11 protein-coding genes are annotated in these 12,849 nt (G+C 65.2%); 10 read left to right on the plus strand and 1 reads right to left on the minus strand.

Annotated elements, in window-relative coordinates; all coding sequences use genetic code 11:
* Position 1: 1 nt before the first annotated feature.
* The 6 genes from SJI00_RS05570 to pepN all read left to right on the plus strand — a co-directional run bounded on the left by SJI00_RS05570 (position 2) and on the right by pepN (position 6,706).
* A complete protein-coding gene (locus tag SJI00_RS05570) occupies positions 2-892 on the plus strand; it encodes an NAD(+) kinase (protein WP_312935889.1) in 891 nt (296 codons plus the stop codon).
* A complete protein-coding gene (locus SJI00_RS05575) occupies positions 892-1,863 on the plus strand; it encodes a metallophosphoesterase (RefSeq protein ID WP_322460735.1) in 972 nt (323 codons plus the stop codon). Before SJI00_RS05570 ends, SJI00_RS05575 begins: the two co-directional genes overlap by 1 nt.
* Complete coding sequence (locus SJI00_RS05580) at positions 1,860-2,738, plus strand: rhomboid family intramembrane serine protease (RefSeq protein WP_322460736.1); 879 nt, start codon at positions 1,860-1,862, stop codon at positions 2,736-2,738. Before SJI00_RS05575 ends, SJI00_RS05580 begins: the two co-directional genes overlap by 4 nt.
* Positions 2,739-2,846: 108 nt before the next feature.
* Positions 2,847-3,107, plus strand: a complete 261-nt coding sequence (locus SJI00_RS05585) for a YeaC family protein (RefSeq protein WP_322460737.1) — start codon at positions 2,847-2,849, stop codon at positions 3,105-3,107.
* On the plus strand, positions 3,104-3,940 hold the full coding sequence (locus tag SJI00_RS05590) for a DUF2797 domain-containing protein (protein WP_322460738.1): 837 nt from the start codon (positions 3,104-3,106) through the stop codon (positions 3,938-3,940). Before SJI00_RS05585 ends, SJI00_RS05590 begins: the two co-directional genes overlap by 4 nt.
* A gap of 108 nt (positions 3,941-4,048) precedes the next feature.
* Complete coding sequence (gene pepN, locus SJI00_RS05595; RefSeq protein ID WP_322460739.1) at positions 4,049-6,706, plus strand: aminopeptidase N; 2,658 nt, start codon at positions 4,049-4,051, stop codon at positions 6,704-6,706.
* A 171-nt stretch (positions 6,707-6,877) separates the two neighbouring features.
* Here the strand turns inward: pepN and SJI00_RS05600 are convergent, their stop codons facing one another.
* A complete protein-coding gene (locus SJI00_RS05600; RefSeq protein ID WP_322460740.1) occupies positions 6,878-7,819 on the minus strand; it encodes a GlxA family transcriptional regulator in 942 nt (313 codons plus the stop codon).
* 96 nt (positions 7,820-7,915) lie between these two features.
* Here SJI00_RS05600 and SJI00_RS05605 point away from each other — a divergent pair, with 96 nt between their 5' ends.
* The 4 genes from SJI00_RS05605 to SJI00_RS05620 all read left to right on the plus strand — a co-directional run bounded on the left by SJI00_RS05605 (position 7,916) and on the right by SJI00_RS05620 (position 12,568).
* On the plus strand, positions 7,916-8,419 hold the full coding sequence (locus SJI00_RS05605; RefSeq protein ID WP_322460741.1) for an isochorismatase family protein: 504 nt from the start codon (positions 7,916-7,918) through the stop codon (positions 8,417-8,419).
* A gap of 92 nt (positions 8,420-8,511) precedes the next feature.
* Positions 8,512-8,961 carry a GFA family protein gene (locus tag SJI00_RS05610; RefSeq protein ID WP_322460742.1) on the plus strand — a complete coding sequence of 150 codons (450 nt, stop codon included), beginning with the start codon at positions 8,512-8,514 and terminating at the stop codon, positions 8,959-8,961.
* A gap of 197 nt (positions 8,962-9,158) precedes the next feature.
* Positions 9,159-10,181: a WD40/YVTN/BNR-like repeat-containing protein gene (locus tag SJI00_RS05615; RefSeq protein ID WP_322460743.1), complete on the plus strand. Its 1,023-nt coding sequence runs from the start codon at positions 9,159-9,161 to the stop codon at positions 10,179-10,181.
* Entirely contained in the window at positions 10,178-12,568 is a 2,391-nt protein-coding gene (locus SJI00_RS05620) for an efflux RND transporter permease subunit (RefSeq protein WP_322460744.1), read from the plus strand. The genes SJI00_RS05615 and SJI00_RS05620 overlap by 4 nt, the downstream gene beginning before the upstream one ends.
* Positions 12,569-12,849 lie beyond the last annotated feature (281 nt).

The raw sequence follows: 12,849 nt of genomic DNA on the forward strand, positions 1-12,849 counted from the left end.
CATGGAGCAATTTCGCAATATCGGTATCATCGGTCGCCTGAACAGCGCTCAGGTGCTCGACACGATCCGCCGACTGAAAAAATTCCTGCTGGAACGCCACCTGCACGTGATCCTTGAGGACACCATCGCCGAAGTGCTGCCCGGCCATGGCCTGCAAACCTCGTCGCGCAAGTTGCTCGGCGAGGTCTGTGACCTGGTGATCGTGGTCGGCGGCGACGGCAGCCTGCTCGGCGCCGCCCGCGCCCTGGCCCGGCACAACACTCCCGTGCTCGGTATCAACCGCGGCAACCTGGGCTTTCTCACCGACATCCGCCCCGACGAGCTGGAAACCAAGGTCGCCGAAGTGCTCGACGGCCATTACCTGGTGGAAAACCGCTTCCTGCTGCAGGCCGAAGTGCGCCACCACAACGAGGCCATCGGCCAGGGCGACGCGTTGAACGACGTGGTGCTGCACCCCGGCAAGTCGACGCGCATGATCGAGTTCGAGATCTACATCGACGGTCAGTTCGTCTGCAGCCAGAAGGCCGACGGCCTGATCGTCTCCACCCCGACCGGTTCCACCGCCTACGCGCTGTCGGCAGGCGGGCCGATCATGCACCCCAAACTCGACGCCATCGTCATCGTGCCGATGTACCCGCACACCTTGTCGGGCCGGCCGATCGTGGTCGACGGCAACAGCGAGCTGAAGATCGTCGTCTCCAAGGACCTGCAGATCTACCCGCAGGTGTCGTGCGACGGGCAGAACCACTTCACCTGCGCCCCGGGCGACACGGTTACCGTCAGCAAGAAGTCGCAGAAGCTGCGCCTGATCCATCCGCTGGGCCATAACTACTACGAGGTCTGCCGCACCAAACTGGGTTGGGGCAGCCGCTTGGGGGGTAGAGACGATTGATGCTCGATCCGGCGCGAAGCTTCGACATCATCGGTGACGTGCATGGCTGTGCACACACCCTGGAACGCCTGCTCGACAGACTGGGCTACAGCCGTCACGGCGGCGTGTGGCGCCACCCGCGGCGCCAGGTGCTGTTTCTCGGCGACATCGTCGACCGCGGCCCGCGCATTCGCGAGGCCCTGCACCTGGTGCACGACATGGTCGAGGCTGGCCAGGCCTTCTGCATCATGGGCAATCACGAATACAACGCCCTGGGCTGGGTGACCCCAGCGCTGCCAGGCAGCGGCAAGACCTACGTGCGCGAACACACCCCGCGGCACGCCAGGCTGATCGAAGAGACCCTGGCGCAGTTCGCCGACCACCCGGCTGACTGGCACGACTTCAGCCAATGGTTCTATCGCCTGCCGCTGTTCATCGATGCCGGCCGCTTTCGCCTGGTGCACGCCTGCTGGGACCCGGACCTGATCGATCCGCTGCGCGCGCAATACCCCACAGGCTGTGTCGATGAGCACTTCATCCAGGCCTCGGACGTGCCCGGCAGCTTTGCCTCCACCGTGTGCAACCGCCTGCTGCGCGGCACCGACATGCGCCTGCCCGACGGCCTGACGCTGACCGGCGGCGACGGCCTGACCCGTGCGTTCTTTCGCACCAAGTTCTGGGAAGACGACCCGCAGACCTACGGCGATATCGTTTTCCAGCCCGACGCGCTGCCCGAGGACGTCGCTCGCACGCCGCTCGACCACACCCAGAAAAAAGCCCTGCTGCGCTATGCCGAAGATGAGCCGTTGCTGTTCGTCGGGCACTACTGGCGCAGCGGCCCACCGAGCCCGATCCGCCCTAACCTGGCGTGCCTGGACTACAGCGCAGTGCTGTACGGCAAGCTGGTGGCCTATCGGCTGGACCAGGAAACCCGTCTCGACCCGCGCAAGTTCGTCTGGGTCGACGTCGAACGCTCGCAGGCCCATTCATGACCTATCTCGAAACGCTGCGCCTGCCCCTGAGCACCGACCTCAGCGGTTTCGTGCGCCTGCTGTACGCTCGCGGTGTGCCGCACCGGGTCAGCGAGGAAGGCGATGTGCAGGTGCTGTGGGTGGCGGCCGATCTGGTGGAGCAGGTGCGCGCGCTGTACCAGCGCCACCCGCAAGGCGACGGCCTGATTGCCCTTGAGTCTGCGCCGGCCGATCAGCCGGTGAACCGGGCGCCGTCGCTGCTGGCCCAGGTCAACGCGTTCAAGGTCACGGCGGGCGTGATCGTGCTGTGCCTGCTGGTCGCCGCTGTCACCGGCCTTGGCGACAACCTCGCCAGCGTCGGCTGGTTCACCTTCCTCAAGGTCCAGGTGCAAGGCGAGTACCTCTATTTCACCTCGCTCGCCCAAGGCCTGGCCGCGGGCCAGTGGTGGCGCCTGGTATCGCCCATGCTCTTGCATTTCGGGGTGCTGCACCTGGCCATGAACAGCCTGTGGTATTGGGAGCTTGGCCGGCGTATCGAGGCGCGCCAAGGACCATGGGTGCTGCTGGGCCTGACCCTGCTGTTCAGTCTGGTGTCGAACCTGGCCCAGCATTTCACCAGCGGCCCCGGCGTGTTCGGCGGGCTGTCGGGCGTGCTCTACGGGTTGCTCGGGCACCTCTGGCTGTACCAACGCCTGGCGCCCAGCCGGCTGTTCGAGCTGCCCAGAGGCGTACTGGTGATGATGCTGGTGTGGCTGGTGGTGTGCCTGACGGGCGTGGTCGGCCAGCTGGGCATGGGTCAGATCGCCAATGCCGCGCACGTGGGCGGACTGCTCATCGGTTGCCTGACCGGGCTCTTGGGTGGCGCCTGGGCGCGGCGTAAACTGGGTGTCGCTTGAGGGGTGTCTGTTGGCAGCCGTCCCCACGTTGAAACGGCGCCTTCGCGCCCACATATTTCAGACACGTCCTGGTTCGTTCAGGGCCTGTCGGCTTGCTCTGGAGACGCTATGTCCACGTTTGAACACATGATCGAAAACATCACCCCCGACATCTACCAGAGCCTGAAAACGGCCGTTGAGCTAGGGCGCTGGTCGGATGGGCGCAAGCTCACCGTCGAGCAGAAAGAGCTGTCGCTGCAAGCCGTGATCGCCTGGGAGGCCAAGCACCTGCCCGAAGACCAGCGCACCGGCTACATGGGGCCGCAGGAATGCGCCTCCAAGTCTGCGCCCATCCCCAACATTCTGTTCAAGTCGGACTCGGTACATTGATCGAACTCGCTCGCGGCTCTCTGAGCAAAATGGCCGTGCGCCTTGACGCGCCGGTCGTGCAATACAGTTTTCGCCTGGGCGACACCCAGGTGCCGGTCAACCCGCTGATCGGCCAGTCGCTGCGCCTGGAATACCTCGGCGCGATCCACTGCAGCCACTGCGGCAAACGCACCAAGTCGAGCTACAGCCAAGGCTACTGCTATCCCTGCATGACCAAACTGGCCCAGTGCGACCTGTGCATCATGGCCCCGGAGCGCTGCCACTACGACGCCGGTACCTGCCGCGATCCGTCGTGGGGCGAGCAATTCTGCATGACCGACCACATCGTGTACCTGGCCAACTCCTCGGGTATCAAGGTCGGCATTACCCGCGCTACCCAACTGCCCACGCGCTGGCTTGACCAGGGCGCCAGCCAGGCGCTGCCGATCATGCGCGTGGCCACCCGCCTGCAGTCCGGGCTGGTCGAAGACCTGCTGCGCAGCCAGGTGCCAGACCGCACCAACTGGCGTGCGCTGCTCAAGGGCGACGCCGAAACCCTCGACCTGATCGCCGTGCGTGAGCAGATCTTCGACGCCTGCGCCGATGGCCTGCGTGTGCTGCAAGCGCGCTTCGGCTTGCAGGCGATCCAGCCGCTGCCCGATGCCGAAGTGGTGCAGATGCGTTATCCGGTCCAGGCCTATCCAACCAAGATCGTCAGCTTCAATCTCGACAAGAACCCGGTGGTAGAAGGCACGCTGTTGGGGATCAAGGGTCAGTACCTGATCTTCGACACCGGCGTGATCAACGTTCGCAAGTACACGGCCTATCAGCTGGCCGTGCTGCAAGCTGCCTGAACGCCTTGAAACCAGGCCAGGCTGCGTGAAACGCAGTCGCGGCGCACAGCCTTGCCCGATCTTCGTCTCAAGATCGTTCAGACCGAACTCCAGTAAAAGGACCGCCCCATGCGCACCGAACAACCGCAAGCGATCTACCTCAAGGACTACCAGGCGCCTGAGTACCTGATCGACGAGACGCACCTGACCTTCGAGCTGTTCGAGGACCACACCCTGGTCCATGCGCAACTGGTGATGCGCCGTAACCCGGCGCGCGGTGCCGGCCTGCCGGCCCTGGTGCTCGACGGCCAGCAACTTGAGCTGCTCAGCGTGCAGCTGGACGACCAGGCCCTGAGCGAGGGCGCCTACCAGACAGACGCCGACAGCCTGACCCTGCACCCGACCAGCGAGCGCTTCACCCTCGACACCTCGGTGCGCATCCACCCGGAAAGCAACACTGCCCTCGAAGGCCTGTACACGTCCGGCAAGATGTTCTGCACCCAGTGCGAGGCCGAAGGTTTCCGCAAGATCACCTATTACCTCGACCGTCCAGACGTGATGAGCGTGTTCACCACCACGGTGATCGCCGACCAGCAGCGCTATCCGATCCTGCTGTCCAACGGCAACCCGATCGGCAGCGGCCCGGCCGACGATGGCCGGCACTGGGCGACCTGGGAAGACCCGTTCATGAAACCGGCGTACCTGTTTGCGCTGGTGGCCGGTGACTTGTGGTGCGTCGAGGACAGTTTCACCCGTCAGTCCGGCCGCGACGTGGCCCTGCGGATCTATGTCGAGCCCGAGAACCTCGACAAGTGCGACCACGCCATGGTCAGCCTGAAGAAATCCATGCGTTGGGATGAAGAGGTGTACGGCCGCGAGTACGACCTGGACATCTTCATGATCGTTGCGGTCAACGACTTCAACATGGGCGCCATGGAAAACAAGGGCCTGAACATCTTCAACTCCAGCTGCGTGCTGGCCCGCGCCGAAACCGCCACTGACGCCGCGCACCAGCGCGTGGAAGCGGTGGTGGCCCACGAATACTTCCACAACTGGTCGGGCAACCGCGTGACCTGCCGCGACTGGTTCCAGCTCTCGCTCAAGGAAGGCTTCACGGTGTTCCGCGACGCCGAGTTCAGCGCCGACATGAACTCGCGCACAGTCAAGCGCATCGAGGATGTAGCCTACCTGCGCACTCACCAGTTCGCCGAAGACGCCGGCCCCATGGCCCACCCGGTACGCCCGGACAGCTTCATCGAGATTTCCAACTTCTACACCCTGACCGTCTACGAGAAGGGTTCGGAAGTGGTGCGCATGGTCCGTACCCTGCTCGGCGCCGAGGGCTTTCGCAAAGGCAGCGACCTGTACTTCGAACGCCACGATGGCCAGGCCGTGACCTGCGATGACTTCATCCAGGCCATGGAAGACGCCACCGGCGCCGACCTCACCCAGTTCAAGCGCTGGTACGTGCAGGCCGGCACGCCGCGCCTGGCCATCAGCGAAGCCTGGGATGCCCCAGCCGGGCGCTACAGCCTGACTTTCCGCCAGAGCTGTCCGACAACCCCGGATGGCCGCGAAAAACTCCCGTTCGTGATCCCGGTCGAGCTGGGCCTGCTCGACCGCGACGGCAACGACCTGCCTTTGCGACTGGCCGGTGAAAACGCAGCCCACGGCACCTCCCGCGTGCTGTCGGTGACCGAGGCCGAGCAGACCTTCGTCTTCGAGGGCCTCACCGCCAAGCCGCTGCCGTCCTTGCTGCGCGGTTTCAGCGCGCCGGTCAAATGGAGCTTCCCCTACGACCGCGATCAGTTGATGTTCCTCATGCAGCACGACAGCGACGGGTTCAACCGCTGGGAGGCTGGCCAGCAACTGTCGGTGCAGGTGCTGCAGGAGCTGATCGGCCAGCACCAGCGCGGCGAAGCGTTCACGCTCGATGCGCGACTGATCACCGCCCTGGGCACGGTACTGGGCAACGAATCGCTGGACCCGGCCATGGTTGCCGAAATGCTTTCGCTGCCAGGCGAGGGCTACCTGACCGAGATCAGCGAAGTGGCCGACGTCGACGCCATTCACGCCGCCCGCGACTTCGCGCGCCAGCAGATCGCCGAGCAGTTGCACGACGCCCTGTGGGCGCGCTACCAGGCCAACCGCGCGGTGTCGCGTGAAACGCCGTACGTGGCAGCGGCCGAGCACTTTGCCCGTCGCGGCCTGCAGAACATCGCGTTGTCCTACCTGATGCTGACCGGCGAGCCGGATGTGTTGGCCGCCACGCTGGAGCAGTTCGACCAGTGCGATAACATGACCGAACGCCTCACGGCCCTGGCCGTGCTGGTCAACTCGCCGTTCAGCGCCGAGCGCCAGCACGCGCTGGACGTGTTTGCCGAGCACTTCAAGGACAACCCGTTGGTCATGGACCAGTGGTTCAGCGTGCAGGCCGCCAGTACTCAGCCCGGTGGCCTGGCGCGGGTCAAGGCGCTGATGCAGCACCCGGCCTTCACCTTGAAGAACCCCAACAAGGTGCGCGCGCTGATCGGCGCCTTCGCCGGGCAGAACCTGGTCAACTTCCACGCCGCCGATGGCTCGGGCTACCGCTTCCTGGCCGATCTGGTGATCGAGCTGAATGCCTTCAACCCGCAGATCGCCTCGCGCCAACTGGCGCCGTTGACCCGCTGGCGCAAATACGACGCGGCGCGTCAGGCGCTGATGAAAGGTGAGTTGCAGCGGATTCTGGATGCCGGTTCGTTGTCCAGTGACGTGTATGAAGTGGTGAGCAAAAGCCTGGCGTAAGTCGCTGCTGGCGAGTGTTCAGACAAGCCCGCGCTCGGATTCGAGGGCGGGCTTTTTCAGTACTGGCGCCGACGCTCGACCTGCGGCGCTGTGGGTGCGGGCTGGCGCCGGCTTGGGGCAGGGGTGCAGCGCCGACAGCGGGCCCTCCGCGATCGCGGTCGCTGGGATCCCTCACAGGCGATAGTCCAAGCGCTGCTTGGCTGCCCACTGCCGCGGTGACATCCCATGCTCACGTTGAAACGCCTGACGCATGGCCTGCCCATCGGCAAAGCCGCACTGCACGGCCGCCAGCTCGATCGGGCTGCCGCGCGCCAGCAGTTCCTGGGCGCGCGCAATGCGCGCCCGTCTCAACCAGCCTGCGAGACTGTCCCCGGTCCGGGTACGGATATGCCGTGTCAGGCTGCGCGTGCTCACCCCCGCGCGTTTGGCCAAGGCGTCGAGCGAAGGTGTGTCGCGCGGGTCGTGCCACAGCGCTTCAAGCAAATCCGCCACCCGATGCTCGGCCAGGGATACAGGTGCCGGGCGCTCGGGAAGCTGCGCATGGGCCCCTGAGCGCTGCGGCGCCACCACCAACTGGCGCGCGATGCGATTGGCTTCGGCTTGCCCGCAAAACCGCGCCACCAGGTGCAAGCAGCAATCGAGCCCCGCTGCGACACCGGCAGAGGTCACCACCGAGCCCTCATCGATGAACAACGCGCCTGCATCGACGTCCACGGCGGGGAAGCGCGCCGCGAAGCGTGCGGCCTCGGCCCAGTGCGTGGTTGCACGCCGCCCATCCAGCAGGCCTGCCTGCGCCAGACCGAACGTACCCAGGCACAGGCCGACCACCACGGCGCCTCGCTGGGCGGCGCGGCGCAGCACCTCGACCAGCTCGTCGGTCACCGGCTCCTGCGCGTCGCACCAGCCCGGCAGCAGCACCAGGTCAGCATCGCTCGCGGCGTCCAGGTCGGCGCTGAGGTTGAAGCTCAGCCCGCCAGGCCCCAGCGCCCGCCGATTGCTCGCACAGACGATCACGTCATGGGGTGCAGCCAGGGCCGCGCCCTCGAATACCGCAAGCGGTGTCGAGAGCATGAACGGGCTGACATGGTCGTAGGCGAGGAGGGCGATCTTCATTGGCCGAATCTAATCGAAAGATGGCTATCCGGCCAGTCGTTGCCGGACCGCGACAGGGTTAGAGTCACAGCCACTGACCCCCTGGAGGACACCGACATGAGCCGCGCACTGGTTGTGATCGATATTCAGAATGACTACTTCGCCGACGGCGTGCTGCCGTTGCATGACGTCGAAGCGACCACGGCGAACCTCTGCGCGGCGATCGAACGCGCACGCCACGCCGGTGACCGCATCGTGCTGGTGCAGCACCACTCCACCGCGGCCAACGGTCTGTTCGCGGCGGGCAGCGCAGGGGCGGCGATCAGGCCGGCCATTCTCGACGTTGCCCAAGACGCGCCGATCGTGCTCAAGCATCTGGCCGATGCGTTTCAGGAGACCGACCTGGCGAGCCATCTGATCGACGTCACGACCCTGCTCATCTGCGGAATGATGACCCAGAACTGCGTGGCGTTCACAGCGCTGTCCAAGGCGGCTGAGGCCTTTGAGGTGGTGGTTGTGGAAGACCTCTGCGCCGCGCCCACCGAGCCCGTGCACACGATTGCACTCAGTGCACTGCGCTCGAAATTGACGGTCAAACGCGCCGCGCAAGTGTGGCCCTGACGAGCCGCAACCGACGCGCTGCACCGTCGCAAAGGTGGTCGGATGCCGCGGGCCAGCTATGCTGCCAAGCACCTTGCCAACACGGTGCTGCCATGACTGCTCTCGACACCCGCCCCCTGCATAACGGCGCCTGCCACTGCGGCACTGTGCGTTTCACGGTACGCCTGGCTGACGGCCTGAACACTGCCCGCCGCTGCAACTGCTCCTACTGCCGGATGCGCGGCGCGGTGGCGGTCTCGGCAGACCTTGCCGACCTCGTGGTCGAGCAGGGCCAGGCGGCGCTGACGCTGTACCAGTTCAATACGGGTCAGGCCAAGCACTACTTCTGCTCGCACTGCGGCATCTACACCTTTCACCAACGGCGCTCCTCGCCCGATCAATACGGCATCAACGTGGCGTGCCTCGAGGGCCTGAGCCCGTTCGATTTCGTCGAAGTGCCGGTCACCGAGGGCATCCGCCACCCCAAGGACCGCGCCGATGGCCAATCGCGGACAGCCGGCTGGTTGCGCTTCGTGGCCAATACTGAGGCTGTTGACCGTTGACCGAGCGCTCCCGACACGGGGGCAGAGGGCGGCTGTATTCACAGACCGAATAACCCCCGTGTTGTCGTTGTAATTGCGTTGCCGTCCCCGCTAGGATGGCCCATCGCTATCGCAGCATCTGTTTCCTCGGGGTCCGCCTTCACCGCGCTGCTCGCGCGGGCGCATGCCCCCGCCAAGAACAACAACAGGGGAACGCCATGACGGCACGGTCAAAGGTTCGTGGCAGCCACGCTGCCAGTTCGCTAGTGAAAGTGATGCTGCTGGGCATCGCGCTTGCCATGTGGGCAGGCAGCCTTGAGGCGCAGGAGGAGATGGCCGTGGCCTCGCCCCGCGCCAGCCACAGCCTGTTGATCGACGCCGCGCATGCCGGTGACCGCCTGGTGGTGGTGGGCGAACGCGGGCATGTGCTGCTGTCCGACGACCAAGGCGCGACCTGGACCCAGGCCCACGTACCGACCCGACAACTGCTGACCGCCGTGTATTTCGTCGACAGCCAGCACGGCTGGGCGGTGGGCCATGATGCGCAGATCCTCGCCACCCGCGACGGCGGCGCCACCTGGAACAAGCAGTTCGAAGACCTCGCCCGTGAAGCGCCGCTGCTCGATGTGCACTTCCTCGATGGCCAACACGGTTTCGCCGTCGGCGCCTATGGCGCGCTGTTGGAAACCCGCGACGGCGGCCAGCGCTGGCAGGATGTCAGCGAACGCCTCGACAACCCCGATCAACTGCACCTCAACGCCATCACCGCGATCAAGGACCGCGGCCTGTTCATCGTCGGTGAGCAGGGCAGCCTGTACCGCTCCAGCGACGGCGGGCAACAGTGGTCGCGCGTTGAAGGGCCCTACGAAGGGTCACTGTTCGGCGTGCTCGGCACCGCCACGCCCGGCACGGTGCTGGCGTACGGGCTGCGCGGCAATCTGCTGCGCTCGACCGATTTCGGTGACAGCTGGCAGACCGTTCAGCTACAAACCGCGCGCGGGCCCCTTGCCTTCGGCCTGGCAGGCGGCGCGTTGCTCGCAGATGGCAGCGTGGTGATCGTCGGCAACGGCGGCAGCGTGCTGCGCAGCCTCGATGATGGCGAGCACTTCAGCGTGTTCAACCGCCCCGACCGCCTGGCGCTGTCCGCTGTCGCCGGGCGCACCAACGGCCTGCTGCTGGTGGGGCAGGGCGGCATTCGTCTGGCCACGGCCGAAGGCGCAGACCAAGAGGTGCAGCCATGAACGAACAGCAGCGCATTACCCCTGACGATGCTCACGCCACCTGGCTGGAGCGGCTGATCTTCACCCACCGCCCGGGCGTGATCGTCCTGTGCCTGCTGGTCAGTGTGCTGCTGTTCTGGCAAGCCACGTTGATTCGCCCGTCCACCAGCTTCGAGAAGATGATCCCACTGCAACACCCTTTCATCGAACGCATGCTCGAACACCGTAACGACCTGGCCAATCTGGGCAACTCGGTGCGCATTTCGGTCGAGGCGGTGAACGGTGACATCTTCGACCCGGCGTACATGGAGACCCTGCGCCAAGTCCATGACGAGGTGTTCTATCTGCCGGGCGTTGACCGCGGCGGGCTGAAATCCTTGTGGAGCCCCAGTGTGCGCTGGACCGAGGTGACCGAAGAAGGCTTCGCCGGCGGTGAGGTGATTCCCAACACCTACGATGGCTCGCCCGCCAGCCTCGATGCGCTGCGCGACAACGTGCTCAAGTCCGGCCAGGTCGGGCGGCTGGTGGCGAACAACTTCCGTTCCAGCATCGTCGATGTGCCGTTGCTGGAAAGCTACCCCGACCCGCAAGACCAGAGCCGCCAGCTGAAACTGGACTATCAGCAGTTCTCCCATCAGCTCGAAGACAAGATCCGCGACAAGTTCCAAGCGCAGAACCCCAACGTAAAGGTGCACATCGTCGGCTTCGCCAAGAAGGTCGGTGACCTGATCGACGGGCTGCTGATGGTGGTGGTGTTCTTCGGCGTGGCGCTGCTGATCACCCTGGTGCTGCTCTACGCCTTCACGCGCTGCATCCGCAGTACCGTGGCCGTGCTCATCACCACGCTGGTGGCGGTGGTCTGGCAACTGGGGCTGATGCACGCCGTGGGCTTTGGCCTGGACCCGTACTCGATGCTGGTGCCGTTTCTCATCTTCGCCATTGGCATTTCCCATGGCGTGCAGAAAATCAACGGCATCGCCCTGCAGTCCAGCGACGCCGACAGTGCGCTGACAGCGGCGCGACGCACCTTCCGCCAACTGTTCCTGCCGGGGATGATCGCCATCCTGGCCGACGCGGTGGGCTTCATCACCTTGCTGGTGATCGACATCGGCGTGATTCGCGAGTTGGCCATCGGTGCTTCGCTGGGCGTGGCGGTGATCGTGTTCACCAACCTGATCCTGCTGCCGGTGGCGATTTCCTATGTCGGCATCAGTGCCAAGGCGATTGCCCGCAGCAAGGCCGATGCCTATCGCGAGCACCCGTTCTGGCGGCTGCTGAGCACGTTCGCCAGCGCCCGCGTGGCACCGGTGTCCATCGGCCTGGCGCTGCTAGCGTTCGCCGGTGGCCTCTGGTACAGCCAGCACCTGAAGATCGGCGATCTTGACCAAGGCGCCCCGGAGCTGCGCCCTGATTCGCGCTACAACCAAGACAACCGTTTCATCATCGACAACTACTCGACCAGTTCCGACGTGTTGGTGGTGATGGTCAAGACCCCCGCCGAACAGTGCTCGGTGCATTCGACCCTGGCGCCCATCGATGAGCTGATGTGGACGATGCACAACACCCCCGGCGTGCAGTCGGCGATTTCTCTGGTAACGGTGTCCAAGCAGGTGATCAAGGGCATGAACGAGGGCAGCCTGAAGTGGGAGACGCTGTCGCGCAACCCCGATGTGCTGAACAACTCCATCGCCCGCGCCGACGGCCTGTACAACGCCGATTGCTCGCTGGCGCCGGTGCTGGTGTTTCTCAACGACCACAAGGCCGAGACCTTGGAGCAGGTGACCGGCGTGGCCCGCGAATTCGCCAGCAGCCATGACCGCGACGGCCTGCAGTTCCTTCTGGCAGCGGGCAACGCCGGGATCGAGGCAGCTACCAACGAGGTGATCAAGTCCGCCGAGCTGACGATCCTGCTGCTGGTGTATCTGTGTGTCGCCTTGATGTGCCTGGTGACCTTCCGCTCCTTCGCCGCCACCTTGTGCATCGTGCTACCGCTGGTGCTGACCTCGGTGCTGGGCAACGCGCTGATGGCCTTCATGGGCATCGGCGTGAAGGTTGCGACCCTGCCGGTGGTGGCGCTGGGCGTGGGCATCGGCGTGGACTACGGGATCTACATCTACAGCCGTCTGGAGCATTTCCTGCGCGCCGGCCTGCCGTTGCAGGAGGCCTACTACCAGACCCTGCGCTCGACCGGCAAAGCCGTGCTGTTCACCGGCCTGTGCCTGGCGATTGGCACGTGCACATGGATTTTCTCGGCCATCAAGTTCCAGGCCGACATGGGCTTGATGCTGACCTTCATGCTGCTCTGGAACATGATCGGCGCCCTGTGGCTGCTGCCGGCGCTGGCGCGCTTCCTGATCAAGCCGGCGCGGCTGGCGGGCAAGAAAGGCGGATCGCTGCTCGCACATTGATTGCAGGCGCAAGCCAGCCCGCGATGTGCCCTGGATGCGCCCTGTGAGCGAGCTTGCTCGCGAAGGGCGGCAAAGCCGCCCCCACGCACGACGTCTATCCGCAGCTTCCATCCGCTGCTTGCAGCGATCCCACCTGATGAAGCGGCGGGTTCGCGGTGGGGGCTGCTTGGCAGCCCTTCGCCAGCAAGCTCGCTCCTGCACCCACATACACACCCACACCCACTCACGTACACACTGGGGCGGACAAACGGTTTGCAGGCCTCTGTCTGACGGGCGCGCGT

The sequence above is a fragment of the Pseudomonas gebzensis genome, from assembly GCF_034427815.1.
Taxonomy (GTDB): Bacteria; Pseudomonadota; Gammaproteobacteria; order Pseudomonadales; family Pseudomonadaceae; genus Aquipseudomonas.